Genomic DNA, 25,131 nt, shown 5'->3' on the forward strand with positions numbered 1-25,131 from the left:
AGCTGCCCGGTTAGGCTGGGGGCATGGACACCATTTCCACCGCTGATGAACTCGAAGCCCTGATCGGATTGCCCCTTGAGCGCGTGCGTAAGAAGGTCCGCACCGCGCTCAGTGAATTCGACCGCCAATGGCTGGCTGCCAGCCCCTTCTGCGTCCTCTCGACGACGGACGCGAACGGCCGCGTGGACGCCTCGCCCAAAGGGGACCCGGCCGGCTTCATCCACGTCCTGGACGAGCACACCATCGCCATCCCCGAGCGCCCGGGCAACAAGCTCGCTTTCGGTTTCCACAACATCCTGGAGAACCCCAACGTCGGCATCCTCTCCGTGGTGCCCGGCCGGACGGACACCCTGCGAATCAACGGCACAGCTCGGATTGTGCGTGACGCCGACTTCTTCGATCAGATGGTGGTCAAGGGGCACCGGCCGCGTGCCGCCGTCGTGGTTTCGGTGGAGGAAGTGTTCACGCACTGCGGCAAGGCCTTCATGCGCAGCGGCCTGTGGCAGCCGGAAACGTGGGAATCCGAAGACCTTCCTAGCATCGCGGTGCTCGCCCAGGCGTACACGCAGCCGGAGACGCCGCTGGAAGATCTCGAGACCTACTACGGGCCGTCCTATGCGGAGCGGATGTACCGGGAGTAACAGAGAATCTGTCCTGTGCTTGCCCTGCGCACGTAGGGCCAATGTTGTTGTGCCCACAGACACGTGCAGGCCGTGCCCTGTTTCTCCGGGAGGACGTGCCGGCGTGGAATCCAAACGGGCGCGGGGGCCGTCGGCGCAGCGCCGACAGTCTCCGTCGGTTGAAGCCGGGACTAAGACTCACGCCGGGTAGACCGACACCAGCGCGGACTTCACCACGAACCGCACCTCCATCCCGGGGGCAAGGCCGAGGTCTGCGGAAGCTGCAGGCGTGATGTCGGCGGACAACGCGCCGTCGGTGCCGGCGCTGGCGCGCACCCGGACCTGGTCGCCGTGCGGCTCAAGGTCGGTGATGGTCACCGCATAGGAGTTACGCGGGCTTCCGTGGACATCGCCGAGAAAAACGGAAACGCTCGACGGCGGGAACGCCGCCACGCCTGCCTGGCCGGGAACGGGTGACCAGTCGGGATCGTGCTGTCCAGCGAAAACCCGGCCATCCGGCGTCGTGATTCCCTCTCGGCCCAGAGTACCGCCGACGAGGTTCAGTCCGGCGAGCCCGGCGGCAAAGTGGCTCCTGGGCCGTTCAAGGACCTGGCGCGTGGGACCTTCTTCGACGATCCGGCCGTTTTCCACCACCACCACACGGTCTGCCAGCATGTAGGCGTCCAGGACATCGTGCGTGACGATGATGGCCTTCCGGTCCTTCAACACGCGTTTGAGCACACGGCGCAGCAGCGGTGCAGCGTGGATGTCCAGGGCAGCCATGGGTTCGTCGAGCAGCAGTAGTTCCGGCTCGGCGGCCAAGGCTCGAGCCACGGCAACCCGCTGCGCCTGGCCTCCGGAGAGCTGGGCAGGCTTCCTGTCGGCGAGGGACGAAGCGTCAACCTCCGCCAGCCAACGCTGCGCAGTTTCCCGGGCCGCAGCTTTGGATGCACCGGCACTGCGGGGGCCGAACGCCACATTGTCCACCACGCTCAGGTGCGGGAACAGCAGCGCTTCCTGGGCCAGAAGCGCCGTACCGCGCAGGTGGGGCGCGTCCCAATGGTGGGTGCCGGCGTCGAGGTTGAATAACTGCCGCCCGGCAATCCTGGCCGAGCCGGAATCGGGCCGCAACAGCCCGGCGATCACGCCCAACAACGTTGATTTGCCCGCCCCGTTGGGACCGAGGATGGCCACGGTTTCACCGTCAGCGAGGCCGAGCGACATGTCGAAGTTCCGGGCACGGAGGCTGGCCCGCAGTTCGAAGCTCATGCCTGGACCGCCGCAGCCGCGCGCCGACGGCCGCCGTAACTGAGCCCCACCACCGCGACCGCCACCGCCACCAGGACAAGGGACAGCGCGACGGCGGAGTCGGCGTCGGTCTCGCGCTGCAAGTAGATTTCCAGCGGCAGGGTGCGCGTGACGCCTTCCAGGCTGCCCGCAAACGTCAGGGTAGCTCCGAACTCCCCCAAGCTGCGCGCGAACGACAACACAGCGCCCGATGCCAGCCCCGGCAGGACCAACGGAAGGGTGACGCGGCGAAGGACGGTGGTGGGTTTCGCCCCGAGCGTCGCAGCCACGGCTTCATACCGGTTTCCTGCCGACCTCAAGGCACCCTCCAAACTGACCACCAGGAAGGGCAGGGCTACGAAGGTCTGCGCCAGGACCACCGCAGTGGTCGAAAACGCGATCTGGACGCCGGCCGTCTCCAGCGACTTCCCCAGCAGGCCCTGACGGCCAAAGGTATACAGCAGCGCGATGCCCCCAACCACCGGCGGCAGCACCAGCGGCAACAGGACGAAGGACCTCAGGAGTTTCTGGCCGGGGAACTCGCCGCGTGCCAGCACCAGCGCCAGCGGCACGCCCAACACGATGCAGAGGGCCGTGCTGGCGGCAGAGGTCCGCAGGCTCAGGCCCAACGCGGCCAGGGAAGACTCCGAGGTGATCAGGGGAACGAACTGCGGCCAGTTGACGCGCAGCAGCATGGCCGCCAGCGGAAGGACCACCAGGAGGCCGCCCGCTGCTGCCACGGCATAGATCCATCGGGGGACGCCATGGTAGCCGGTGGTGGTCTTCATGCTCTCCTTACGGTGCGCCGAAACCGGCGTCTCCCAGAACCTTCCTGCCCTTGTCGCTGGTCACTGCGGCCACGAAAGCCGCTGCCAGCGCCTTGTTCTTGCTGGAGCCTACCGTGGCGATCGGGTACGTGTTGACCGCCTTGTCCGATTCAGCGAACGGAATGCCTTTGACCTTGTCGCCGGCTCCCTTCACGTCCGTGACGTAGACCAAGCCGGCGTCGGCCTCGCCCGAGGTGACCTTGCCGAGCACGTCGGTCACCGAGGATTCCTCGCTGACGGGGCTCAACGTTATGCCGCTGGCCTTCTCAACCGTGTCCGTTGCCGCGCCGCAGGGAACCTGGCTGGCGCAGGTGACCACCTTGACGTCCGCTTTGGCCAAATCCGCGAAGGACGCGATCGACGCCGGGTTGCCGGGTGGGACGGCGATCTCAAGGACGTTCGTGGCGAAGTTGGTGGCAGTGCCGTCCACGAGGTTTGCGTCGGAGAGCTTGGCCATGTTCTTGGTGTCAGCCGAGGCGAACACATCGGCCGGGGCCCCCTGGGTTATCTGCGTGACGAGATCGGAGGAGCCCGCGAAGCTCAGGTTCACTTTGGTGCCTGGGTTCCTGGCTTCGAAATCCTTGGCCAGCTGGGTGAACGTGGACTTCAGCGAGGCCGCCGCGAAGACGGTCACTGTCCCGCTCAACTGGGACGTGCTGTTGGTGCTCGATGGGGCCGCAGCGGGGGCCGTGGTGCCACAGGCAGTGAGGGCCCCAGCCAATCCCACGGCTACGGAGATGCCCAGGATGCTCTTCTTCATGCGGAGGGTCTTCATATGATGCTCTTTCCCTGGGGCGTTTCGATGATCACCGTGGTGGCCTTGACTACCGCTGTGGCCACCGAACCGAGCTCAAGGCCGAGTTCCCGCACGGCCTCGCTGCTCATGAGGGACACCACGCGGAACGGGCCACACTGGAGCTCCACCTGGGCCATGACCTTGTCTGCGGTGATGCCGGTAACCAGGCCGACGAAGCGGTTCCGCGCTGAACTTCCGGAACGGGAGGGGTCGTCCGGAAGGTGGGACTGGCTGCGCGCCAAAGTCGCGAGTTCCAGGCCATCAACCGCCAATCGGCCAGCAGGATCCTTCTGCGGAGTGAGCGTCCCGTTCTCTGTCCAACGCCTCACGGTGTCGTCACTGACACCGAGGAAGCGGGCGGCTTCGGAAATTCGTATTTGCGGCATAGAAACAGTGTAGTTCCGTAAATGCGTACACAAGGGCCGTTCTACTCCGCAAACGCAATATGACTGTGCTTTGGGGGCGCGCGCCGCCGCACCCCCATCGGCATGTCGCGCCTCTCAGTACCTCGGACGAACTTGCTCCCCCGTTCGGATGAACCAGGGCCAAACGGGGCCCGAGCCCGGACCGCTCACCCTAGGGTTGAAGCATGTCACCGAGAATCCAGGCCCTCCGCCCCGCCGCCGCACCCTTGGCAGGCCTTGGCATGCTCGTGGCACTCATGGTCCTGGAGGAACGCAGTTTCGATTCGGCGAGCGCGGTCCTGGTCGCCCTCACGGCTGCGGTTGCAGCCGCCGAACTGGTCCCCGTTCCCGCCATCGTCTTCGCCTTCGCTGCCTTGGGCTTCCAGGCGTTTGGCATCTTCCCGAGCGTGATGCTGTCCGGCGCCACGCCTTATGTGTGCTTGCCGGTGCTCTTCTTTTTCGCCACTCTCGGTTGGAAAGAACCGCAGCGGTGGCCACTGCCCGTTGCGGCCGTGACCGCAGCCGGGCTGGTCACCGTGAACTGGTTCGCCGACACCGCGTGGATCAACTTTGTTTTCGGCAAACAGCTGACCGAAGCGAGCCCCTTCCGCATTGCTGTGTACGCCTTCCTGGTGTTCGCCTCATTCTCGGCCCTCAACCTCGCTGGATGGGCTGCCGCTGCGTCGGTCCGGCAGGCCGTTGCCAACCGGATGGCGAAGGAACAGGCGGAGTCCCGGCTCGAATCAACGGCGGGCGCCTTGGTGATCGAACAAGAGCGCAACAGGATCGCCCGGGAGCTGCATGACGTCCTTGCGCATTCCCTCGCCGTCATCACAGCCCAGGCGGAAGGGATCCGCTACGTCCACCGGACTGAGCCGGAACTGGTGGAGGAGGCGGCCAACGTCATTGCGTCTTCGGCAAGGAGCGCACTGCAGGAAACCCGGCGGCTCGTGCAAAGTTTCGGCTCGGAACTGGAGGGCCCCGCGCCCGGAACCTCGGAATTGCCGGCCCTGGCCGAACGCCTGGAGAGCAGCGGGATGCCTGTCGAGCTGCACACGGCCGGGCTGGAGGGCCTCTCCCCGGTAGAGGACCTCACCGTCTACAGAATCGTCCAGGAAAGCCTGACGAATGCGTTCAAACATGGGGACCGCGAGGCCGGCGCAGTGGTGACGGTTGCCCGCGAACCCCGCGGCCTGCGTCTGAAGATCCGCTCAAGGCTGGCCGACGGCGGGACTGAACTGCCGCCGTCGGGAACCGGCCGCGGCATCCCGGGTATGCGTGAACGCGCGACGGCGGCGGGCGGGCGGCTCACTACGGTCACCAACGGCCAACTCTTCGAAGTGGAGGCAATCCTGCCATGAACGACACCCCGATCCGCGTCGCATTGGTTGACGATCAACCCCTGTTCAGCGCTGGTTTGAAGATGATCCTTGGCAGCCAGCCTGACCTGGACCTGGTAGGCGAAGCCACTGACGGTGAGCAGGCTGTTGCCCTCGCGGCGGACGTCGGACCGGACGTGATACTGATGGACATCCGGATGCCGGTCATGGACGGGATCACCGCCACGCGCCACATCACCGAAAGCAGCGGCCGTACAAAGGTCATTGTGCTCACCACCATCCAGCACGACGAAGCCGTGGTGCGCGCCATCCAAGCCGGCGCCGGCGGTTTCCTCACCAAGGATGCGACACCGGAATTCCTGCTCGCCACCATCCGCACCGTTCACGCCGGGCACGCGGTCATGGCTCCTTCGGCTACGAATGAACTACTCAGGGACTACACCACTCCCGCAGAGTCCAACACGGCAGTCCTGGAACCCCTGTCAGCCCGGGAGCACGATGTCTTCATGCTGGCCGCCAAAGGCCTGGCCAACGGGGAGATCGCCGCGTCCCTGGTTCTCAGCGACGCCACGGTGAAATCCCACATCGGGAACATCCTGTCCAAGCTCAAACTCAAAAACCGGATCCAGCTGGTTGCCTTCGCGTACCAAAACAGGCTGATCGGCTAGATCGTCACCCTCCAAACCAGGCCCTGGAACACCAGGGCCGGCCACCGCATTGCCAAAAACCGACCATAATTCGTCCAGAGGAGAAACGATGAAAAAGAAAACCATTGGGGTACTGATTCTTACTGCCGGGGCTGCCGCGACATTGGCTGCCGCCGCCACGCCAGGAGTCTCCTCCATGCTGACCAAACCTGCGGAGCATCCGGTGTCCGGCGTGACTCTGGCAGCCGAGCAGTTCGCGTCCGCGGATTCCGCGGCCGAAAACGGGGTGGCCGAAGCCGTGCGTCGGTGCATGGCCAAGGCTGGATACGACTACACACCGGTTTCCGCAGGACAGCAATCCGTGGATCTCAAACAGCGCGTAGGCTTCGATACGCTCAGCGTTGAGACTGCACGGGCTTCGGGATACGCCTCAACCAAGCCCAAGGGACCGGGCGAGCCCGCCCCGGACTCCGACCTCGGCAAACTCATGGCCGATCCCGCTTTTCAGCAGGCCCTCAACGGCAGTGGCTCGCCTGAACAGAACATAGTCCAGTCCTCAGCAGGTACGGGGATGCTGTGGGGAGGCTGCAAAGCCGAGGGCATCACCGCCATCTATGGGACTGCCGACAACTACATGAGGGCCACCGCATTGGCTTTCAACTCCCTGATGGTCGCCACCAACGCTGCAGGCCAGGACGCCGGGATCCAGACCGCCGTCGACTCCTGGAAAGAATGCATGTCCACAACGGCCTTCCCCTACAGCCACCCGGGCGAAGCGGTCTCTGCGGGACTGGACGCCGGCGGCCAGAAAGAACTGAAGATCGCTGTCACCGATGCGGGCTGCCGCGAAAGCACCGGATTCGACGCGAAGATCACCACGGTGTTGGACAAGTACTTGACCACGCGCATGAAGGAACTGGAGACGGAGGTGGCCGCGGTTAAGCAGATACGCCACGATGCTGCAGAGCGTGCCCGGCTGTTGTTGGGATAGTCGGCGCCACAGATGATGTCCCACCGGTGCGTTCCTTCCCCGCTGCCGTGACCGGAAGCCTCTTTGCAGGCATCCCGTCCGGCGACTGGGAGGGATCGCCCGGGACTACACTTTGGCCATGGCCATCTACGTCGATCCGCCCCTGTGGCCCGCGCACGGGACAGTTTTTTCGCATCTGGTCTCGGACACGTCGCTGGATGAGCTCCATGCGTTCGCGGCTGCCGCCGGGGTTCCGGAGAGGGCCTTCGACGGGGACCACTATGACGTCCCGGAGCGCCGCTACGACGACCTCGTGCTCGCCGGCGCAATCCCCGTGGAGGCCAGAATCCTGGTCCGCAAACTCATCGCCAGCGGCCTGCGCATTCCCGCGCGGGAACGGAGTAAAGCTTTGACAGTTCCGTTGATGGAGCGTTGGAACAGTATCTTCCCCGGCCATGAGGAGCTGGGCCTGGAGCTGTTGGAGCGGTGGGGTGAGGACGGCAGGAAATACCACAGCCGCACACACCTCCTGGCAGTTCTTGAAGCCCTGGACACTCTGACAGAACCCGCCCTGCCTGCACGGACCGTCTCCTTGGCGGCTTGGTTTCACGACGCCGTTTATGAAGGTGTTGCTGGTCAGGATGAGGAAGACTCAGCCATCCTGGCCGAGGACCGGCTCACGGCTGCTGGCCTCGCCGCTGCCGATGTGGCCGAGGTGGCCCGGCTCGTCAGGCTCACTTCCACCCACTCCCCTGAGCCCGGTGACCATGCCGGCGCCCTCCTCTGCGACGCCGACCTCTCTGTCCTTGGCGGCGACGAACAGGCCTACGCACGTTACCTGGCCGCCGTCCGCGAAGACTACGCCCACGTCAGCGACGATGACTTCGCGAAGGGTCGCGCCGCCGTCGTACGCCATCTGCTAAGCCTGGACCCGCTGTTCCACAGCGAACGGGCCAAGGGCCTCTGGCTCGACGCCGCCCGCCGGAACCTAGCGGGCGAACTCGCGTGAGCGGCGTGCCCAGCGAACCCGGAGCGCCGCAGCGGCAGCTCCCGTACTCGGTCCGGTTTGAATGGGGGCTCGACGGCGCCCGTGCAGTTGTGCCCGGAGCTGACCTTGCGGTGGTGGTTGACGTCACGTCGTTCACCACGTGCGTGAGCGTCGCGGTGGATCGCGGGGCGGTGGTGTTTCCCTATCCGCTGAGGGACGCGGGTGCAAGCGAGTTCGCGGCCCGCCACGGGGCTGCATTGGCGGGGCCGCGGGGTTCGGAAGGGCTGAGCTTGTCGCCCGTGAGCCTCAGTGCTGCGCCGGTACTCGACCGGGTCGTTCTGCCCTCCCCCAACGGGTCCACCATCAGCCATGAATTGGCCGGTTCAGCCCGTCAGGTGGTGGCCGTTTCACTCCGCAACGCCGCTGCCACGGCCGATTGGGTGCAGGCCACACTGCCTCATGGTGCCGTTATTGCCGTCATCGCTGCGGGTGAGAAATGGGGCAACGGTAGCCTGCGACCGGCTTTGGAGGACGAGCTTGGAGCCGGGGCGTTCATTGCCGGGCTCGCGGCTGCCGGGCGTCACAATTTTTCCCCGGAAGCGGCCGCTGCTGCTGCCGCCTTCGATGCTGCGGAACCGCATCTTGCGGGCACTCTGCGGGGATGTTCCAGTGGCCGGGAACTGATCGACGCCGGTTTTGCGGGTGATGTCGTCATCGCGGCGGAGCTGGACGCAGGTTCCGCAATTGCTCTCTTGCAGGACGGTGCCTATCGGGGAGTGTTGGCGTCCAGCTAGCATAGAGGTGTGACCTCCTACCTCTTGGACCCTTCCCGCTCATCGGTTCCCCTAGCCGTCCCCGATGTAGAGCACGTCCTGGCTGTGCGCGGCGTGGGCGGCTACCGGCAATACCGCATCCCTGCCCTTGCTATCAGCACCCGGGGCACTCTTCTAGCCGCCTATGACGGCAGGCCCAACCTGGACGACCTCCCCAATCCCATCGATCTCCTCCTGCGCCGCAGCTACGACAACGGAGTCACGTGGGAGCCACAGCAGCTGGTTCGCACCGGTTCGGGACTCCACGGCTTCGGCGATCCCAGCCTGCTGGTGGACTCCGACACCGGGCGCATCTTCATGTTCCATGCCGCCGGGACCCACGCAGGTTTCTTTGAAGCAGTTGCCGGATTGGAGCCGGATGACGACGTGCAGCACGCGGACGTCAGCTTCTCCGACGACGACGGCGACACCTGGCAGCACCGCCGGCTCACCGCGCAGCTTAAGCACGGCGCTGTCACTGGCCTGTTCGCCGCCGCCGGACAGGGCATCCAGATCCACACCGGACCTTTTGCGGGCCGGCTGGTGCAACAGTTTGTGTTGCTGGTGGACGGTGCCATCACGGCCGCGTCTGCGTTCAGCGACGATCATGGTGAGACATGGACTTTGGGCGAGCTGATCGGTCCGGGTACCTCAGGCGTGGGGCCGAACGAGAACAAAGTAGTGTGCTTGGACGATGGCCGGTTGCTCCTGCATTCGCGGGCCACGCCTTGCCGCTTGGCTGCAGTGTCCGAGGACGGCGGCCAAACGTGGAGCCCGCTGCAGCCTGTTCCGGATTTGCCGGATCCCAGCGACAACGGGTCCCTGACGCGCTTCGATGGTCAGCCGCATGGTACCTTCGCGGCGCCGGAGACTTCATCCTGGCTGCTGGCGAGCAACAACCAGGACCCGCATCTGCGTCGGAACACCATGCTGAGTCTCTCCCCCGACAACGGCGCCACCTGGCCGGCAAAGCTGCTTCTGTGCCCGGGAAGCTCGGCCTACTCCACCGTGGCGCGGCTGCCGAACGGGAATATCGGGGTTCTCTATGAACGGCAGGGATACCGGGAGATTGTGTTCGCGTCCATTCCTGCCGAGCAGCTGGCGGGGCAACTCTCCGCTTCACCCCGGGTTATGCCTGGGCCCACAGGCCTGGTCTTCGACATGGAACTGCGGTCCATCACCCCAGGCCGGCCCGCCGTGTGGCAGAACGCCGGCGACTTCCACGTGATCCCGTCCAACAGCGACGGCCAATGGGATGTCCAAACGTGGAAAGAAATCGGGCAGGGCTACGCCGGAGACCAGGTTCTCGGCACCCGGGAAGCCCAGGATCTCAACTACGGACCCATCGTCCCCGGCTACAAAGCCGGGGACATCCTTGCCTTCACCGGACGGGTCCGCAACGGAGGCACTGAGCCGGCTGCCGGCGTCGTACTTCGCGGACCGCACCAGAACGCGGGCGGTTTCCCGCCCGCGGACCTGTTACCCGGCGAGCATGTCCTCTACTTCACGCCGACCTACACCATTACGGCGTCGGACCTCGAGCACAGCACGCTGGAACTCGCCTTCACGGTGGAGGCCGACGGCGGGAGCGTGCGTGTGGAGCGGACGTTCCGTTTCGATCTGCGCACCGGGGCGGTTGTTGCGTCCTAGCGGGGCCGCACCTTAGCGGTAGGTGCTGACGAACGGCTGGTTGGTGGGCACAATCTGCTTGCCGAGCGGCATCAGCGACACCGGGATCAACTTCAGGTTGGCGATGGCCAGCGGAATCCCAATGATGGTGATGGCCATGGCAAACGCCGTAACCACATGGCCGATGGCAATCCAGATACCCGCCACCAGCAACCAGATGACGTTGCCCAGGAGCGCGAAGACCCCTGTGCCGCCCGGCTTCTCAACCACCATCCGCCCGAAGGGCCACAAGCAGTACGCCCCGATCCGGAACGAAGCGATGCCCCAAGGAATGGTCACGATGAGCACGCAGCAAATAATGCCTGCCGCGAAGTAGCCCAGGGCCAACCAGAACCCGCCGAAGACAAGCCAGATGACGTTAAGGATCGTTTTCATGTCCTCATTCTCTCCTGCGGGGCTGACAAAATGCCTAGGGGTCTGCCCTGAATCTTCCCTGACTTCAGCCGCCCAACCCGACGCTCGCTCACATCCCTATAGCTTCCCCCCCACCCCTCTTCCACACCCCACGCACTTCCCACCAACCCTCACTCACACCCCTACCGAAGCGCCCTGGATGTGAGGAATCGTCCGGCCGAAACACCGGGAAGTGAAGAAGGATCGGGTTGAAACACCCGGAACGTAAAGAAGCGTCCGGCCGAAACACGCGGGACGTGAGGAAGGATCCGGTTGAAACCCTAGGGATGTGAGGGAGGGTCAGGCTTTGGCGGCTGTGACGAAGGCGCGGATCTTAGCCAGGTCCTTCACACCCCGCGAAGACTCGACACCGGAGGAAACGTCCACTCCCCAAGCGCCGGCAGCGGCTGCGGCGAAGGCCACGTTGCCGGGTTCCAGACCACCGGCGAGCAACCACGCCCGGCTCTCGAGCCCCTTGTCACGCACTGAGGCGTAGTCCCAGGACTCCCCCGACCCCGGCACTGCGGCGTCGATCAGGAACACGTCTTCACCCAGATCCGCGAACTCGTCCTGGGAGGCACCCATGGTGACGGCCCGGATGAGCCGCATGCCGGCGTCGTGCACTGTTTTGACGTCGTCCGCAGTACGGCGACCGTGCAGCTGCACCCACGAAAGTCCTGACGCGCGGGCCGTCGCTACGGCATCGGCGGCGGCTTCATGCCGGAAAACGCCCACGGCATGAACCCCGGCGGGCACCAGCGGGAGCAGAATACGAACCTGGTCCGGGCTGACCTCCCGCGGGCTGGTGGTGAGGACGAAACCGACGGCGTCAGCACCGGCGTCGACGGCTTCACGTACTGATTCGGGCGTGCTCAAGCCGCATACTTTGACGAACATCCAGCGCCTCCCTCACTACCCGAACAACGTTTTCCACATATGACGTTAGCAAGCCGCGTTGCCATCGGAGAACCTGCGTCCACCATTAGGCTGGTCGGATGGAGATTATCCGTTTTGCTGACATCCGTCCCGAACCGTGGCGCAATGGCGGCGGGGTGACGCGCGAACTCGCGAGCCACCCGCAGGCAGCCTCTGCGCAGGACGGTGCCTGGGATTGGCGTGTCAGCATCGCCGACGTCTCCAAAGCCGGAGAATTCTCCGTTTTCCCGGGCATGGAGCGGGTCATCACCATCATCGACGGCGAACTGCTGCTCCTCACCGTGGACGGCTCCGAGCACCCGCTCGAGAAATACCGTCCGTTCCGTTTCTCCGGCGAGGCCGCATCCTCGGCGACTCTCCCCACCGGCGATATCCGTGACTTGAACGTCATCGCCCGCGAAGGCGCGTTCAAGGGCTACACGTCGATCGTTGAGATCTCCAAGAAACGGGCTCACCCGGTATTCGAGGGGCAGTTGGCTGTTCTGCTGGAGGGCAAGGCGACAGTTGCGCCCGGCGCCGGAGTCGAGGAAGAGCCGGCTGCTGAGGAAAAGTCCGACGGCGGCGCTCCGGCAACCAGCCCCGGGGAACCCGTCGAGTTGGCTCGCTATGACGCCGTCGTGGGTTCGGATACCCGCAGCCCTGAGATCTCCGGGCGGGGCTTTATCGCAGTGATCTCGATCGACCATGTGGAGCCGGCTGACGCCTGAGCTGGTGACGTTAACCACCAGAAGTGGCCACCCCGCGCCGGAGTTGCTAGCCTGAAATGAAGGTTCCGCTCTGGAACCTCCGGACGACGGTTCAGTACCCGGCACGCGACAAGACTGGCCAAAGGAAATGTCATGTCGTGGATAATTCTCATTCTTTCCGGTGCACTCGAGGCCGTCTGGGCCGCAGCTCTGCACCGTTCCAAGGGCTTCCGTAAACCCGTCCCAACAGTCGTTTTCCTGGTCGCAGTCATTGCGAGCATGGGCGGGCTGGCAATCGCAATGCAATCCATCCCAACGGGCACGGCCTACGCCGTGTGGGTGGGGGTGGGTGTGGTGCTCACCGCGGCTTACGCGATGGTCACCAAAGTTGAACGCGCGACGACGGCCCGGCTGCTTCTGCTTGCCGGCATCGGCGCATGCGTGGTCGGCCTGAAGGTGGTGGCATAGCCATGACAATAAAAACCAAGAACACCGGTAACGGAATCTTCTGGGCCATCCTCCTGGCGTCGGCGCTCCTCGAAGCCGTGTGGGCCACCGCTTTGGGGCTCTCCAATGGCTTCACGCAACTCATGCCCACACTGGTCTTCGCGGTCACCGCAGTATTGAGCATGCTGGGACTGGGTATCGCGGTGAAGCGCATCCCCCTTGGCACTGCTTACGCGGTATGGGTGGGTATCGGCGCGGCGCTGACCGTTGGCTGGGCCATGATCACGGGCGTCGAATCGGCAAGCCCCCTGAAACTGCTGTTCATCGCAGGAATCGTGGGCTGTGCCGCCGGCTTGAAGGCGCTGCCCGCAGAGAAAGCTGTAGCCAAGCCCGAGTAGCGCCCGCTCCCTGGCACCCTGTTTCGATGGTTCGCTGCACACCATGCCGCTCGCACGGCACACTGTGCAGCGAACCATCGAATCAGCCAGGCAAGGCCACGCGAGGCCAGGCGGTGCTCGCAGAAATCGCAGGAATACCCCAGCGCGCCATCGGGTTCACGCCTTCAAGAGCACCCAAACACGCATTGGAGACGTTCATGACTGCAGTTCAGCTCGGAGATGGCTTCACGGTCAGCCCCCTCGGTTTCGGCGGAATGGCCCTGACCCCTGTCTATGGCGGGATCGACCCAGAGGAAGGCCTGCAAACACTCAGGCACGCCGTGGACGCGGGCATCACGTTCATCGACACCGCAGATGTGTATGGCGCGGGCAGCAACGAGGAACTCGTGGGCAGGCTCCTGAAGGAGCGCCGCGACGAGATCCAGGTAGCCACGAAGTTTGGAATTGAGGGCAACCCCGCGGACGGATACACGGGAGTCCGCGGGGATGCACCGTACGTCAGGCAAGCGGCGGAAGCGAGCCTCCGCCGCTTGGACACTGACGTCATTGACCTCTACTACATGCATCGCCGTGACCTCCGCGTTCCGATAGTGGAAACCGTGGAGGCAATGGCGGAGCTGGTCCGTGAGGGCAAGGTCCGGCACCTCGGCTTGTCGGAAGTGACAGCCGAGGAGCTCAGGCAGGCCAACGCCGTCCATCCCATTGCCGCGGTCCAGAGTGAATGGTCAATCTGGAGCAGGGATGTTGAGCTCAACGTTGTTCCTGCAGCCAAGGAGCTTGGCGTAGGGTTTGTGCCGTATTCGCCGCTGGGCCGTGGGTTCCTTACGGGAACCGTCAGCGCGGGCGATCTTGGCGAAAATGACTTCCGCCATAAGATCCCCCGTTTTGGCGACGAGGCACTTGATGCAAACCAGGCCGTTGTAGCCGCGGTTCGCGAGGTAGCCAGTGGGCTGGATGCAACTCCTGCCCAGGTAGCCCTGGCTTGGCTTTTCGCCCAAGGTCAGCGCCTCGGGATTTCGGTGGTCCCCATCCCCGGCACGCGCAGGACGTACCGGATCGACGAGAATCTCGGCGCACTGTCCCTGCAACTGGGAACAGCGCACCTTGAGGTGCTCGACCAAGCCGCTGCCGCCGTCGTGGGTTCACGCTCCGCCGACCCCAATTGGGTCTCGCAGGGCCGCGAAGCCAAGAACGTAGGCTGAACGAATGGATTCGCTTATTCACTCACTACGTGACGTCACCATTCGCAGCATTTCGGTCAGCGAGATGAACAACAACGTGTACCTGTTGACGTCAAAGTCCACAGGGGCGCAGGTGTTGATCGACGCCGCCGACGACCTTCCAGCCATCCAGCAGCTTCTGTCGGAGTCCGCGGGCGATTCGGCCGAGCCCACCAAGCTGGTCCGGATAGCAACCACCCACCAGCACTGGGATCACGTCCGTGCGCTGGCGGAGCTGGTGGAAGTCACCGGGGCCACCACGTCAGCGGGAGCGGACGACGCCGATGCGTTGCCGGTTCCGGTGGATGTCCGGCTTGGTCACGGCGACGTTGAGCGGTTCGACGACATCGAGCTCACGGCGGTCCACCTGCGTGGACATACCCCTGGCTCGATCGCCTTCGTGTACCAGGATCCGGACGGGCCGGCCCACATTTTCAGTGGAGACTCGCTGTTTCCGGGAGGCGTCGGCAACACACAGAAAGATCCTGCACGCTTCACTTCTCTGTTGAACGACGTGTCGGAACGACTGTTCGACGCCTATCCGGACGATACCCTGGTGCACCCGGGCCATGGACTGCCCACGACCCTCGGAGCCGAGCGGCCACACCTTGAGGAGTGGCGCGCCCGGGGCTGGTAGCACCTGGAGTTGCGGGGCCTGCTCTGCGCTCCATTCCTTCCGGAAAGCGCGTAGAGCGGGCCTCACAACGGGAGGTTAGCGGCCGCGGCGCTCGTTCGAAGCAGGAGCCGACGCGCGGCGGGGACCGCTGCGTGCCGGACGGCCTGCGCCGGATCCACCGCGACCGGAGTTGCCGGAACCCGAACCGTAGGATCCACCGGACGTAGCGCCCGTAGCGGAGGACCATACGGCCTTGTTCCCACCGGTACGCGTAGAGGTGGTGGATGCCGTGCGAGGAGCCGAAGCTGCGCGCTGGCCGGTAGCCGGACGACCACTGCGGCCGCCCTGGCCCTGCGAGCCCGGGACGTCGTTGCGGTGAGTGGCACCGGACTTGCCGCGGCCACGTGAGCTGCGGGCGACGTCGTCGTTCATTGCTGCGCGACGCTCGGCGCGGTTGACGTCGGTGCGAACCGGCTCAGCCGCGACCTTGCCACGTCCGTTGCGACCACCACGGCCGCCGGCCGTGGGAGCAGCCTGTGTGGAACGGCGTGCACGCTTGCGCTGTGCGTTCGCGCCGGTGGACGTGCCGCCACCCTGCGGGGCTTTCGCCGCGAGGAGTGCTGCACGGGTGCGGGGATCGACCTTGTCGGCGATTTCGCCAACGAGGTCGGCAACCAACGGAGAGTTGGCAGTGACGCGCTCAAACGAAACGTCGACGCCGGCAGCCTTCATGAGCTTCTTGACGTCGCTCTGCTGCTCCGGAAGGGTCAGCGTGACCACGGTGCCATCGGAACCTGCGCGGGCCGTACGGCCGGAGCGGTGCAGGTATGCCTTGTGCTCTGTGGGCGGGTCCACGTGGATGACGAGTTCGACGTCGTCAACGTGCACGCCGCGGGCTGCGACGTCGGTTGCCACCAGGACGCGGACGTCACCGTTGGAGAACTCGGCAAGGTTGCGGTCGCGGGCGTTCTGCGACAGGTTGCCATGCAGGTCGACGGCGGGGATGCCGGCGTCGGTGAGGGTCTTGGCAAGCTTGCGGGCGTGGTGCTTGGTCCGCATGAAGAGGACGCGGCGGCCGGCGCCGGAGGCCAATTCAACAATGAGCTGCTTCTTGACGGTCTGGTCGTTGACCACCAGGACGTGGTGTTCCATGGTAGTGACAGCGGCCTGGGGATCGTCCACGGAGTGTGTCAGCGGGTTGGACAGGTAACGGTTGACCAGCTTGTCAACACCGTTGTCCAGCGTCGCGGAGAAGAGCAGGCGCTGACCCTGGGTGGGGGTCATGTCCATGAGCTTCTTGACCACCGGGAGGAAGCCGAGGTCGGCCATGTGGTCGGCCTCGTCCAGCACGGTGACCTCAACGGCTTCGAGGGTCAGGATGCGCTGGCGGATCAGGTCTTCGAGACGGCCCGGGCAGGCGATGACGATGTCGACGCCGGCGCGCAGCGCCTTCTCCTGGCGTGCCTGGGAGATGCCGCCGTAGATGACCGTGGTGTTCAGGCCCATGGCCTTGGCCAGCGGTTCGATGGTGGCGTTGATCTGGGTTGCCAGTTCACGCGTCGGTGCAAGGACCAAGCCCATGGGGCGACCGGGCTTGCGGAAATGCTTGGCTTCGCGCTCGGCCAAGCGGGCCACGAGCGGGATGGCGAAAGCGATGGTCTTGCCGGAGCCGGTGCGGCCACGGCCCAGGACGTCGCGGCCTGCGAGGGTGTCCGGGAGGGTCTTCACTTGGATGGGGAATGCCTCTTCGATGCCGTCTGCAGCGAGGGAATCAGCAATGGCCTTGGGCGTGCCAAGGGCAGCAAAAGTAGTCATAAACTTCATGTCTTTCGGGCGGTGTCCAGTTGCGGACATCGGCCCCCGACGCCGGTTGGGCCAGGGGTTCGCCGAGGAAAAGTCAGGTGGTCTACCGGTTCGCTGCAACAGCGGTGGCCGGGACCAAATAGAACGCGTTCATCGACGCAGGATGTGCCTCTCACATGAAAAATGCCCCGTCGCGCAGCCTTTCAGGCCACCTGCTTCAGGGCGTCACCGCACATCAAGTGTTCCTAGCTTAGCAGTGATGGGGGTGGAACCTTGCATCGCCCGGCGTTGCGGGGCCTGCTATGCGTGCTTCCGGGCGTGCAAAGCGCGCAAAGCGGGCCCCACAACTAACCTGCCCAGCGTTGCGGGGCCTGCTATGCGTGCTTCCGGGCCTGCAAAGCGCGCAAAGCGGGCCCCACAACGGGTCAGGCGTGGTGCGAGAGCTCCGGTTCGGCGTTCGGGGACTTGGTTGCGGCCGCGCGGGCGGCGACCCTCGGCGCCATCAGAACCCCGACGACGGCGATCACCGCCGTAAGTGCGAAGACCGCCGCAAACGGGTTCGTCGTCGTGAATGCCGCAAAGACCAGTCCTGTAGCGGCGAGGGACAGCGCACCGCCTAGGGAGTCGGAGATGGACATGGCCGCACTGTTGAAGCCCTGGTTCTCCTCGGTGGACAGCGCCAACGTCATGACGGACAAGCGCGGGTACATCAGTCCCATCCCGCCGCCGGCAAGGATCCACCCGCCAATGGCAACGGCGGCGGACAGCGCCAGCGCGGCCGTCACGAGGGTGAGGACAATGGCCACCAGCACCAGCGAGGCGCCGATCTTGATGGCGAGGTCATCAGCCAAGCGGGTGCCAAGCCGCCCCTGGATCGCCGACGCCCCGGCCCAGGCCAGTGCCGCACCGGTCAGGGTCAGCCCGGCAAACGTGGGCGTGAATGAATAGCGTTCGGTCAGGAGGTACGGCAGGTAGACCTCGGCTCCGAAGAATGCCGCCGACGCCAGGCCCCGGACCAGGATCACACTGGGCAGTCCCCGCCGGGCGGTCAGTGTCCCGCGCGGCACCAGCGGCCGGACAGCCACCACGGCAAGGACCAGCGCGACGACGGCAATCACCCCACCAACTCCCGGCACCTCAGCGGAGAGGTTCAGGCCGAGGACGGCAACAGCTGCGAGCGCCGCCCATCCCATGCGCCCGAAAGCCCACGGAACCGTTTCGGCGGGAGGCTCGGACGACATGCCCCGGACTGCCGGCACCACCATCAGCAGCGCTGGCACCACCAGGCCCACGACACCCAGGAAGACCCAGTGCCAGCTGCTCAGCTGGGCCACGACACCTGCGGCGAACGGACCAACGAGCGACGGAACCACCCAGGACGCGGCGAAGGCGGCGAAGATTTTCGGGTGCAGCTCGGGTGGGTACACACGGGCCACCAGCACGTAGAGGGCAACGGTCATCGCGCCGCCGCCCAGACCCTGTACCAAGCGCCCGAGCACCAGGATCTCCATGGTTCCGGCCATGCCGGCGATCAGCAGGCCGGCAACGAACAGTGCCACCGAGGAGTACAGGGGCGCCGCCGGACCCCGACGGTCGGACCAGTTGCCGGCCGCCACCATACCCATCACGCCAGTAGCCAGTGGTCCGGCGAAGGCAAGCGCGTAGAGGCTGGCTCCGTCCAGGTCCCGGCTCACGAGCGGCATGATGGTTGTCACTGCGAGGGACTCGAACGCGCTGAGGAATACCAGCGCGCAGGCCCCCACGGTGGCAAGGAGGTAGGGGCGGCCCAGGATTCCGGCCGTTGAGGTGTCTGAGGTCATGGACGCCAGCCTAGAACCTCAACTAATGTTGAGGTCAATCCAGCACACCCCTACCGGAAGAAGGTCCATGCCCACCGCCCCCGCCCACCGGCCACTGACCATTGGTGAGCTCTCCGAGCGCAGCGGAGTGTCGCCGTCGGCCCTTCATTTCTACGAACGCAACGGGCTTATCGAAGCCGAGCGGACAGCAGGCAACCAACGGCGGTACCGGCGTGACACACTCCGGCGCGTCGCGTTCATCAAGACCTCGCAACGGGTGGGACTGCCGCTTAGGGACATCCGGGAGGCGCTGAACTCGTTGCCCGAAGGACGCACGCCCACCAAGAGGGATTGGAGCAGGTTGTCGTTGCGCTGGCGGGAGGAACTCGACCAACGGATCGCAGCCTTGCAGCACCTGCGCAACGACCTCGACGGCTGCATTGGCTGCGGTTGCCTGAGCTTGAAATCGTGCACGCTGCAGAACCCGTCGGACGAACTCGGTGCGTCGGGCGCGGGGGCACAACGGTGGATGCTGCCGGACTAGCCAAACTGACTGCGGGGCAAAACTGCCTGCCGGGCCAAACTGCCTGCCGGCTTTGCCGAAACAGCAAAAGGCATTGCCTTCCGCTGCAGCCTCTTGGCACGCTTGGGTCATGACTGAACACACGCACGACGGCGGCACCCACCAGCACGGCCAACACACCCACGAAGGCGCCCAGCAAGGTGGCTTGAACCTCCATAAGGATGCGGACAACGCCGTGGACATGTGGGACGGAATGTATCGGGAGCGGCCGAAGATCTGGAGCGGGAATCCGAACCCGCAGTTGGTGGCCGAAGCCAAGGACCTGAAGCCCGGCAAGGCCCTCGACTTGGGCTGCGGCGAAGGCGGGGACGCTATCTGGCTCGCGAAGCAGGGCTGGACGGTTACCGCCCTGGACGTGTCCGCCGTCGCCCTTGAACGCGCGGCCGCGCACGCCGAGGAAGCGGGCGTCGCTGACCGGATCACGTGGCAGCAGCAGGACCTGACGGAATGGGAGCCGCAGCCGGACTTCGATCTGGTCTCGGCACAGTTCCTGCATTCGCCCCTGCTGCCGTGGCGTGATTCGGTCACCTCGGCCGCCGGGGCTGTGGCGCCTGGCGGGACATTGCTGGTGGTGGGGCATCACCCGCACGGCCTGCCGTCCTGGAGCCAGCACCACCACGAGGCCGGGCTTTTCTTCACTCCGGAGCAGCTGGCGGGTGCCCTGCGGCTAGATACCGAGCCGTGGTTCGTCCACGTGCTGACAGACCGGGCGCGGACGGTTTCGGGTCCCAGCGGTGAATCGGGCACCACCCTGGACACTGTCCTGAGGGCCACGAAGCGGGCTTAGGCGCCCTCCGGCAGCAGGTCTCCGTAGGGTGGTACGACTGTTCCCGTGGCGGTCGAGTCCGGGTTCAGCATCCACCCCACCCGTTTTGCCGTATTGAGCATCACCACGCTTTCCACCAACTCAATGCCGGGGATCCGCTGCTGGATGGTGAGCTCCATTTCCATGACATCCGCCAGCGAGCGCAGCCACATGATCATGGTGAAGTTGGTGCGCCCCGTGGTGGATGCGGAGAAGCGGATGTTGCGGATGGCCCTGAGCTCGGTGGCTGCGGCCTCGTGCTGACCTGCCGGGACATTGGCGAACCATTGGACGGTGATGGGGAAACCTGAGTACTGCTGGGCTATTTCGCAGCGGAAGGACAGCATGCGGCTGGCCAGGACGCGTCCCAGTTGGCGCTGCACAGTGGCTGGATTCCGGTCCAGCGCCCTGGCGATCTCGGCCGCAGTGGCGCGGCCGTCCCGGGCGAGGAACGGGATGAGCGCCAGGTGTGTCTCCGGCAAGGGCGCCACGACGGTGTCGGGAGAAGACGGGTTGGCGGATTCAGGTCCCGCCAGCGACCGCAATGCCTGCTGTTCCGCCTTGCTGAGCACATTGAGCCGCCACGCGTAGCCGCTGGTGTGGATCCGTGTACAAAGAGCCGTGTGGTACTTGGTAAGTCCCCGTACTTCCTTGAGCCGAGGCAACACCTGCGTGCTGAACTGTTCCAGGTCCTGGGTGATGACCGTCAGTGTCAGGTCGCGGTTACTGGCAGCTTCTTCCACTGTGATGACCTCGGGCAGTTGCGCGACGGCGGCGGTCACCTCGGGCCTGAGGTGCATTTCGCAGTCGATGTCCACCATGGCCAAGCACATGTCCTTGGGATCACCCATCAGATGCGCCGTGGTCCAGGCAGCGCCCGCAGCCCTTAGGCGGTCCCAGCGGGCTGCCAGGGTGGTGGCGTGGACGCCCAGGACGCTGCCGGCGTCGGACCAACTGATCCGGGGCGATATCTGCAAGGCGTTGACCAAACGCAGATCTTCTTCACTGAGCTCCATGAGCCCATTCTCCCAGAAGCGTGCATGAATCGTGTGCTGCAAGCAGCAAAATGCATATTTACAGTTGTTTTCGAGCATGTGAAGCAGGTCACCACAGAATGGCATAAGGAACACATCACCTTATGGATCAGGAGACTTCATGACACTCGCCGCCGACGCCAAAGAACTGCAAGGGGACATCGTCCGCCTACGCCACGACCTCCACCGCGAACCGGAGATCGGATTGCAGCTCCCCCGCACGCAGGAGAAAGTGCTCAAGGCGCTGGACGGACTTCCGTACGAGATCACCCTGGGGAAGGAAACGACGTCGGTCACCGCAGTACTGCGGGGAGGTGCGGCCCACGCTTCGGCTGAGAAGCCCGTGGTCCTCCTGCGCGCCGACATGGATGGTCTCCCCGTGCAGGAGAACACCGGCGTTGACTACACCTCCCGCGTGGACGGCGCGATGCACGCCTGCGGCCACGACCTTCACACCTCCATGCTCGCCGGCGCTGCCACCCTCCTGGCCGAGCGCAGGGAGCAACTGGCCGGCGACGTCATCCTGATGTTCCAGCCGGGCGAAGAAGGCTTCGACGGTGCCAGCTACATGATCAAGGAGGGCGTCCTGGACGCCGCGGGCCGACGCGCGGACACCGCCTACGGGATGCACGTCTTCTCCTCACTGGAGCCGCACGGGCAGTTCGTCACCAAACCCGGAGTCATGCTCAGCTCCTCGGACGGCCTCGTGGTGACCGTGCTGGGCGCGGGGGGCCACGGTTCAGCGCCCCACTCCGCCAAGGATCCCGTCACAGCCGCCGCCGAAATGGTCACCGCCCTGCAGGTGATGGTCACGCGGCAGTTCAACATGTTCGACCCCGTCGTCCTGACCGTCGGCGTCCTGCACGCCGGAACCAAGCGCAACGTGATCCCCGAGACCGCCCGGATCGAAGCCACCATCCGGACCTTCTCCGAGGAGTCCCGCCGGAAGATGATGGAAGCAGTACCCCGGCTGCTGCAAGGTATTGCCGCAGCCCACGGCCTGGAGGCTGACGTGCATTACCAAGAGGAATACCCCCTCACCATCAACAACGACGACGAGACCGCCACCGCCGAAAAGGTCATCGCCGGGATGTTCGGCGAGTCCCGGTACACCCGCATGGCCACTCCCCTGAGCGGTTCGGAGGACTTCTCCCGCGTCCTCGCCGAAGTCCCCGGCACGTTCGTGGGCCTCAGTGCCGTCGCTCCCGGAGCCGACCACACGACGTCGCCGTTCAACCACTCCCCTTACGCCACGTTCGACGACGGCGTCCTCACCGACGGTGCCGCGCTGTATGCAGAGCTCGCCGTATCCCGCATCGCAACCCTCTCCGGCAACTAGCCTCCCCACCCCCTTGGAGAATCACATGACCACCACCGTTGGAACGTCCACGGACGTCAAGGCCCACAAGTCGCATGTGCGGACATTGGTCGGCACCGGCATCGGCAACGCCGTCGAGTGGTACGACTGGGCCATCTACGCCACGTTCTCGCCGTTCATCGCGAGCGCGTTGTTCAGCAGCGCCGACCCCACCTCAGCCGTGCTGTCCACGTTGGCGATCTTCGCCGTCGGGTTCGTTGCCCGGCCGTTCGGCGGGTTCGTGTTCGGCTGGATCGGTGACAGGATCGGCCGCAAGACGTCCATGACCGTCGCTGTGGCACTCGGAGCTGTGGGCAGCCTCCTCATCGGTGTCGCGCCCACGTTCGAATCGGTCGGCGCCTTCGCCTCGGTGATGTTGCTGGTTGCCCGGCTCATCCAGGGCCTCGCCCACGGTGGCGAGCTGCCGTCGTCGCAAACGTACCTGTCCGAGATGGCACCCAAGGAACACCGAGGCTTCTGGGCGACCCTCATCTACACCTCCGGCACCGCCGGAATCCTGGCCGGGACGCTGCTGGGCGCCATCCTCACCGCTGTCCTGAGCAAGGGCGACATGAGCGCCTGGGGTTGGCGCATCCCGTTCCTGATCGGCGGCGCACTGGGCATTTACGCACTGTTCATGCGGGCCAAGATGAAGGAAACCGAAGCGTTTGAGGCCGAAGCTCCGCAGGAGAAGCGCCTGGCCATCTGGCCGCAGATCGTCAAGTACCGCAAGCAGGCCCTGCAGGTCATCGGCCTCACCGTTGGCCTGACGGTTGTCTACTACATCTGGGGCGTCGTGGCACCGAGCTACGCCGCAACCTCGTTGAAGATGGACCGCGGCGCGGCACTGTGGGCCGGCGTCATTGCCAACGTGGTGTTCATCGCGGCGCTGCCGTTCTGGGGCAAAATGTCGGACCGGATCGGACGCAAGCCGGTGCTGATCGCCTCCTCCGCCGGCGCTGCTTTGCTGCACTTCCCCATGACGTGGCTGCTCAAGGACTCGCCGTGGCAGTTGGCGGTGTCGATGTCCGTGATGCTGTTCTTCATCGCCGGCAGCGCAGCGATCGTCCCTGCCGTGTACGCCGAACTGTTCCCGACCCACATCCGCACCATCGGCGTCGGCGTTCCGTACTCCATCTGCGTGGCGGTCTTCGGCGGCACGGCCCCGTACCTGCAGACCTGGCTCGGCACCATCGGACAGGGCTACCTCTTCAATGTGTACGCCGTGATCCTGCTGCTGGTGGGTATCGCGTTCGCTGTCTCCATCCCGGAGACGAAGGGCAAGGACCTGACCGTCTAGCTACTTCGTTGCGAGGCCCGCTCTGCACGCTATTCCCAAAGCAGGGCGGTGGGGACGCCGAGTGGGTCTCGCAACGTTAGACGAAGCGGTCGCGGCCGGCCCGGTAGCCGAAGAAAGCCGCGAGCGAACCGACCACCAGGAACAGGATTCCCGCGGCTGCGAACCCGCCGGTGGCCTGATGGAGTTGCCCCACCATGAGAGTGCCGACCGAACCAACCCCGTAGCCCACGCCCTGCATCATTCCCGAAAGGTGTGCGGCCGTGTGGGCATCGCGGGTGCGGACCATGATCATGGTGAGGGCCACTGCTGTGAGCGAGCCTTGCCCCAGCCCGTTGAGGCCCGTCCAGACCCAGATCAGTTCAGTGGGACCGAAGATCGTCAGTGCGAAACCACCGCCGGTCATCAACGCCACCACCATATTGATGATCCGTTGATCCTTGAAGCGCGTCGCCAGGGCCGGGGCAAACAGGGAGCCGAGCATCTGCAGCACGATCGACACCGAAACAATGAGCCCGGCCGTTGCACCGTCGATGCCCCGGTCGCGCAGGATCGGCGCCATCCACGCGAACACGCTGAACGACATCATCGCCTGCAGCACCATGAACATCGTCACCTGCCAGGCCACAGCCGATTTCCAGACGTTCACGCCACCATGGACGGCTTGGTGCCTTACCGACGGTTGCTTGACGGCCAGCGGCAGGAACAGCAAAAGCACGACGGCGGCCGGCACCACCCAGAACCACAGCGCCGAAGTCCACTGGCCGGTTGCCGTAAAGACCGGATAAGTGAAGCCCGCGCCCAAGGCCGCGGACGCGCAGATCGCTGTGGTGTAGAGGCCGCCCATCAAGCCGAGGCGGTGCGGGAAATCCCTCTTGACCACGCCCGGCAGGAGCACGTTGCACAGCGCAATCGCAGCACCACAGGCCGCCGTGCCCGCGAGAAGCCCCGGGAGATGGCCCACGCCGGGTACGTCCACGGGCCTGAGCAGCAGGCCCGCAGTGAGGACAGCCATGGCGCCCAGGAGCACCCGTTCCGCGCCGAACCTGCGGGCCAGGATGGGGGCAAGGGGCGCGAAGACGCCCAGCAACGTGACCGGCACCGTGGTGAGGACCACCAGCGACCAACCCGGCAGACCGGCGTCGGACGTTATTTCCGGAAGGACCGCGGAGAAGCTGGAGAAGACCGTGCGGAGGTTCAGCCCGATCAGTACCAGGCAGATGCCCAGGTAGACCAGTCCTCTCCTGCCCCTGAGCTGCGTGGGGCCGGCGGCCGGTTCTTCATCGATCTCTGCATCGGCCGCAATCTCGGGCAGGACGGATTTCTCTGGGTAGCCGGGCATCTTCGAGGAGGTCACACGTCCTATTCTGTCAGCCA

The 25,131-nt window shown here is 65.2% G+C and carries 26 protein-coding genes and 1 riboswitch; of the genes, 16 read left to right on the top strand and 10 right to left on the bottom strand.

The annotated features are described in order from the left end of the window. The first annotated feature begins 23 nt into the window (after positions 1 to 23). Positions 24 to 641: a pyridoxamine 5'-phosphate oxidase family protein gene (locus tag PV760_RS07565; RefSeq protein WP_055972618.1), complete on the top strand. Its 618-nt coding sequence runs from the start codon at positions 24 to 26 to the stop codon at positions 639 to 641. Positions 642 to 818: 177 nt separating this feature from the next. Here the strand turns inward: PV760_RS07565 and PV760_RS07570 are convergent, their stop codons facing one another. Genes PV760_RS07570 through PV760_RS07585 form a run of 4 tightly spaced genes read right to left on the bottom strand, consistent with a single transcriptional unit; the run spans position 819 to position 3,916 of the window. Beyond that, on the bottom strand, positions 819 to 1,889 hold the full coding sequence (locus tag PV760_RS07570; RefSeq protein ID WP_354627482.1) for a sulfate/molybdate ABC transporter ATP-binding protein: 1,071 nt from the start codon (positions 1,887 to 1,889) through the stop codon (positions 819 to 821). Then, a complete protein-coding gene (locus PV760_RS07575) occupies positions 1,886 to 2,695 on the bottom strand; it encodes an ABC transporter permease (RefSeq protein ID WP_354627483.1) in 810 nt (269 codons plus the stop codon). The genes PV760_RS07570 and PV760_RS07575 overlap by 4 nt, the downstream gene beginning before the upstream one ends. A 7-nt stretch (positions 2,696 to 2,702) precedes the next feature. Beyond that, positions 2,703 to 3,509 carry a molybdate ABC transporter substrate-binding protein gene (modA, locus tag PV760_RS07580; RefSeq protein ID WP_354627484.1) on the bottom strand — a complete coding sequence of 269 codons (807 nt, stop codon included), beginning with the start codon at positions 3,507 to 3,509 and terminating at the stop codon, positions 2,703 to 2,705. Then, complete coding sequence (locus tag PV760_RS07585) at positions 3,506 to 3,916, bottom strand: TOBE domain-containing protein (RefSeq protein ID WP_018778319.1); 411 nt, start codon at positions 3,914 to 3,916, stop codon at positions 3,506 to 3,508. Before PV760_RS07585 ends, modA begins: the two co-directional genes overlap by 4 nt. A 203-nt stretch (positions 3,917 to 4,119) precedes the next feature. Between PV760_RS07585 and PV760_RS07590 the strand changes: the two genes are divergently transcribed. The 6 genes from PV760_RS07590 (at position 4,120) to PV760_RS07615 (ending at position 10,341) form a co-directional block, all read left to right on the top strand. Continuing rightward, on the top strand, positions 4,120 to 5,295 hold the full coding sequence (locus PV760_RS07590) for a sensor histidine kinase (protein ID WP_018778318.1): 1,176 nt from the start codon (positions 4,120 to 4,122) through the stop codon (positions 5,293 to 5,295). Then, the gene (locus PV760_RS07595) at positions 5,292 to 5,942 is read left to right on the top strand and encodes a response regulator (protein WP_354627485.1); all 651 of its coding nucleotides are present in this window, start codon (positions 5,292 to 5,294) and stop codon (positions 5,940 to 5,942) included. Before PV760_RS07590 ends, PV760_RS07595 begins: the two co-directional genes overlap by 4 nt. A gap of 88 nt (positions 5,943 to 6,030) precedes the next feature. Beyond that, entirely contained in the window at positions 6,031 to 6,912 is an 882-nt protein-coding gene (locus PV760_RS07600; protein ID WP_354627486.1) for a hypothetical protein, read from the top strand. Positions 6,913 to 7,030: 118 nt separating this feature from the next. Next, positions 7,031 to 7,900, top strand: coding sequence for a DUF4031 domain-containing protein (locus PV760_RS07605; RefSeq protein ID WP_193590059.1), 870 nt, complete (start codon positions 7,031 to 7,033; stop codon positions 7,898 to 7,900). Next, on the top strand, positions 7,897 to 8,673 hold the full coding sequence (locus PV760_RS07610) for a 2-phosphosulfolactate phosphatase (RefSeq protein WP_354627487.1): 777 nt from the start codon (positions 7,897 to 7,899) through the stop codon (positions 8,671 to 8,673). Before PV760_RS07605 ends, PV760_RS07610 begins: the two co-directional genes overlap by 4 nt. Before the next feature lie 9 nt (positions 8,674 to 8,682). Beyond that, positions 8,683 to 10,341 carry a sialidase family protein gene (locus tag PV760_RS07615; protein WP_354627488.1) on the top strand — a complete coding sequence of 553 codons (1,659 nt, stop codon included), beginning with the start codon at positions 8,683 to 8,685 and terminating at the stop codon, positions 10,339 to 10,341. Between the two features lie 12 nt (positions 10,342 to 10,353). Here the strand turns inward: PV760_RS07615 and PV760_RS07620 are convergent, their stop codons facing one another. Both PV760_RS07620 and PV760_RS07625 read right to left on the bottom strand, forming a co-directional pair. Further along, positions 10,354 to 10,755 (bottom strand): YccF domain-containing protein, encoded by a 402-nt coding sequence (locus tag PV760_RS07620; RefSeq protein ID WP_018778312.1) that lies wholly within the window; start codon positions 10,753 to 10,755, stop codon positions 10,354 to 10,356. 318 nt (positions 10,756 to 11,073) lie between these two features. Next, positions 11,074 to 11,670, bottom strand: coding sequence for a phosphoribosylanthranilate isomerase (locus PV760_RS07625; RefSeq protein ID WP_018778311.1), 597 nt, complete (start codon positions 11,668 to 11,670; stop codon positions 11,074 to 11,076). Between the two features lie 98 nt (positions 11,671 to 11,768). Here PV760_RS07625 and PV760_RS07630 point away from each other — a divergent pair, with 98 nt between their 5' ends. The 5 genes from PV760_RS07630 to PV760_RS07650 all read left to right on the top strand — a co-directional run bounded on the left by PV760_RS07630 (position 11,769) and on the right by PV760_RS07650 (position 15,097). Next, positions 11,769 to 12,416: a HutD/Ves family protein gene (locus tag PV760_RS07630; RefSeq protein WP_193590063.1), complete on the top strand. Its 648-nt coding sequence runs from the start codon at positions 11,769 to 11,771 to the stop codon at positions 12,414 to 12,416. 57 nt (positions 12,417 to 12,473) lie between these two features. Next, a riboswitch (guanidine-III (ykkC-III) riboswitch) is annotated at positions 12,474 to 12,539 on the top strand. Positions 12,540 to 12,548: 9 nt separating this feature from the next. Further along, on the top strand, positions 12,549 to 12,863 hold the full coding sequence (locus tag PV760_RS07635; RefSeq protein WP_064722538.1) for a DMT family transporter: 315 nt from the start codon (positions 12,549 to 12,551) through the stop codon (positions 12,861 to 12,863). 2 nt (positions 12,864 to 12,865) lie between these two features. After that, positions 12,866 to 13,240 (top strand): DMT family transporter, encoded by a 375-nt coding sequence (locus tag PV760_RS07640; protein WP_354627489.1) that lies wholly within the window; start codon positions 12,866 to 12,868, stop codon positions 13,238 to 13,240. A 197-nt stretch (positions 13,241 to 13,437) separates the two neighbouring features. Beyond that, on the top strand, positions 13,438 to 14,442 hold the full coding sequence (locus tag PV760_RS07645; protein WP_354627490.1) for an aldo/keto reductase: 1,005 nt from the start codon (positions 13,438 to 13,440) through the stop codon (positions 14,440 to 14,442). A 4-nt stretch (positions 14,443 to 14,446) separates the two neighbouring features. Continuing rightward, a complete protein-coding gene (locus tag PV760_RS07650; protein ID WP_018778306.1) occupies positions 14,447 to 15,097 on the top strand; it encodes an MBL fold metallo-hydrolase in 651 nt (216 codons plus the stop codon). 75 nt (positions 15,098 to 15,172) lie between these two features. Here PV760_RS07650 and PV760_RS07655 read toward each other — a convergent pair whose 3' ends face one another. Then, positions 15,173 to 16,891, bottom strand: a complete 1,719-nt coding sequence (locus PV760_RS07655) for a DEAD/DEAH box helicase (protein ID WP_018778305.1) — start codon at positions 16,889 to 16,891, stop codon at positions 15,173 to 15,175. Positions 16,892 to 17,304: 413 nt separating this feature from the next. Then, positions 17,305 to 18,699, bottom strand: a complete 1,395-nt coding sequence (locus PV760_RS07660) for an MFS transporter (protein ID WP_039243009.1) — start codon at positions 18,697 to 18,699, stop codon at positions 17,305 to 17,307. Here PV760_RS07660 and soxR point away from each other — a divergent pair. Further along, on the top strand, positions 18,698 to 19,222 hold the full coding sequence (gene soxR, locus PV760_RS07665; RefSeq protein WP_193590066.1) for a redox-sensitive transcriptional activator SoxR: 525 nt from the start codon (positions 18,698 to 18,700) through the stop codon (positions 19,220 to 19,222). The two genes, PV760_RS07660 and soxR, sit on opposite strands and share 2 nt — an antisense overlap. Positions 19,223 to 19,331: 109 nt before the next feature. After that, entirely contained in the window at positions 19,332 to 20,048 is a 717-nt protein-coding gene (locus PV760_RS07670; protein ID WP_018778302.1) for an SAM-dependent methyltransferase, read from the top strand. On the opposite strand, the gene PV760_RS07675 is transcribed toward PV760_RS07670, so the two are convergent. Beyond that, positions 20,045 to 21,082: an Lrp/AsnC family transcriptional regulator gene (locus tag PV760_RS07675; RefSeq protein ID WP_018778301.1), complete on the bottom strand. Its 1,038-nt coding sequence runs from the start codon at positions 21,080 to 21,082 to the stop codon at positions 20,045 to 20,047. The genes PV760_RS07670 and PV760_RS07675 overlap by 4 nt on opposite strands. A gap of 139 nt (positions 21,083 to 21,221) precedes the next feature. Here PV760_RS07675 and PV760_RS07680 point away from each other — a divergent pair, with 139 nt between their 5' ends. Both PV760_RS07680 and PV760_RS07685 read left to right on the top strand, forming a co-directional pair. Continuing rightward, entirely contained in the window at positions 21,222 to 22,439 is a 1,218-nt protein-coding gene (locus tag PV760_RS07680) for a M20 metallopeptidase family protein (RefSeq protein ID WP_039243011.1), read from the top strand. Positions 22,440 to 22,464: 25 nt separating this feature from the next. Continuing rightward, a complete protein-coding gene (locus PV760_RS07685; protein WP_018778299.1) occupies positions 22,465 to 23,757 on the top strand; it encodes an MFS transporter in 1,293 nt (430 codons plus the stop codon). A 76-nt stretch (positions 23,758 to 23,833) separates the two neighbouring features. Here PV760_RS07685 and PV760_RS07690 read toward each other — a convergent pair whose 3' ends face one another. Continuing rightward, complete coding sequence (locus PV760_RS07690) at positions 23,834 to 25,096, bottom strand: MFS transporter (protein WP_235338964.1); 1,263 nt, start codon at positions 25,094 to 25,096, stop codon at positions 23,834 to 23,836. Between the last annotated feature and the right edge of the window lie 35 nt (positions 25,097 to 25,131).

Origin of the sequence: Paenarthrobacter sp. CC6 (assembly GCF_040560085.1) — a bacterium.
Lineage (GTDB): Bacteria > Actinomycetota > Actinomycetes > Actinomycetales > Micrococcaceae > Arthrobacter > Arthrobacter nicotinovorans.

Excerpts from the sequence above, each read along its gene's own strand:
- soxR (WP_193590066.1), top strand. The coding sequence starts at position 18,698 with ATGGACGCCAGCCTAGAACCTCAACTAATGTTGAGGTCAATCCAGCAC.
- PV760_RS07680 (WP_039243011.1), top strand. The coding sequence starts at position 21,222 with ATGACACTCGCCGCCGACGCCAAAGAACTGCAAGGGGACATCGTCCGC.
- PV760_RS07660 (WP_039243009.1), bottom strand. The coding sequence starts at position 18,699 with ATGACCTCAGACACCTCAACGGCCGGAATCCTGGGCCGCCCCTACCTC.
- PV760_RS07670 (WP_018778302.1), top strand. The coding sequence starts at position 19,332 with ATGACTGAACACACGCACGACGGCGGCACCCACCAGCACGGCCAACAC.
- PV760_RS07585 (WP_018778319.1), bottom strand. The coding sequence starts at position 3,916 with ATGCCGCAAATACGAATTTCCGAAGCCGCCCGCTTCCTCGGTGTCAGT.
- PV760_RS07600 (WP_354627486.1), top strand. The coding sequence starts at position 6,031 with ATGAAAAAGAAAACCATTGGGGTACTGATTCTTACTGCCGGGGCTGCC.
- PV760_RS07690 (WP_235338964.1), bottom strand. The coding sequence starts at position 25,096 with ATGCCCGGCTACCCAGAGAAATCCGTCCTGCCCGAGATTGCGGCCGAT.
- PV760_RS07605 (WP_193590059.1), top strand. The coding sequence starts at position 7,031 with ATGGCCATCTACGTCGATCCGCCCCTGTGGCCCGCGCACGGGACAGTT.
- modA (WP_354627484.1), bottom strand. The coding sequence starts at position 3,509 with ATGAAGACCCTCCGCATGAAGAAGAGCATCCTGGGCATCTCCGTAGCC.
- PV760_RS07620 (WP_018778312.1), bottom strand. The coding sequence starts at position 10,755 with ATGAAAACGATCCTTAACGTCATCTGGCTTGTCTTCGGCGGGTTCTGG.
- PV760_RS07575 (WP_354627483.1), bottom strand. The coding sequence starts at position 2,695 with ATGAAGACCACCACCGGCTACCATGGCGTCCCCCGATGGATCTATGCC.
- PV760_RS07635 (WP_064722538.1), top strand. The coding sequence starts at position 12,549 with ATGTCGTGGATAATTCTCATTCTTTCCGGTGCACTCGAGGCCGTCTGG.
- PV760_RS07675 (WP_018778301.1), bottom strand. The coding sequence starts at position 21,082 with ATGGAGCTCAGTGAAGAAGATCTGCGTTTGGTCAACGCCTTGCAGATA.
- PV760_RS07640 (WP_354627489.1), top strand. The coding sequence starts at position 12,866 with ATGACAATAAAAACCAAGAACACCGGTAACGGAATCTTCTGGGCCATC.
- PV760_RS07595 (WP_354627485.1), top strand. The coding sequence starts at position 5,292 with ATGAACGACACCCCGATCCGCGTCGCATTGGTTGACGATCAACCCCTG.
- PV760_RS07645 (WP_354627490.1), top strand. The coding sequence starts at position 13,438 with ATGACTGCAGTTCAGCTCGGAGATGGCTTCACGGTCAGCCCCCTCGGT.
- PV760_RS07565 (WP_055972618.1), top strand. The coding sequence starts at position 24 with ATGGACACCATTTCCACCGCTGATGAACTCGAAGCCCTGATCGGATTG.
- PV760_RS07650 (WP_018778306.1), top strand. The coding sequence starts at position 14,447 with ATGGATTCGCTTATTCACTCACTACGTGACGTCACCATTCGCAGCATT.
- PV760_RS07655 (WP_018778305.1), bottom strand. The coding sequence starts at position 16,891 with ATGACTACTTTTGCTGCCCTTGGCACGCCCAAGGCCATTGCTGATTCC.
- PV760_RS07625 (WP_018778311.1), bottom strand. The coding sequence starts at position 11,670 with ATGTTCGTCAAAGTATGCGGCTTGAGCACGCCCGAATCAGTACGTGAA.
- PV760_RS07630 (WP_193590063.1), top strand. The coding sequence starts at position 11,769 with ATGGAGATTATCCGTTTTGCTGACATCCGTCCCGAACCGTGGCGCAAT.
- PV760_RS07570 (WP_354627482.1), bottom strand. The coding sequence starts at position 1,889 with ATGAGCTTCGAACTGCGGGCCAGCCTCCGTGCCCGGAACTTCGACATG.
- PV760_RS07590 (WP_018778318.1), top strand. The coding sequence starts at position 4,120 with ATGTCACCGAGAATCCAGGCCCTCCGCCCCGCCGCCGCACCCTTGGCA.
- PV760_RS07685 (WP_018778299.1), top strand. The coding sequence starts at position 22,465 with ATGACCACCACCGTTGGAACGTCCACGGACGTCAAGGCCCACAAGTCG.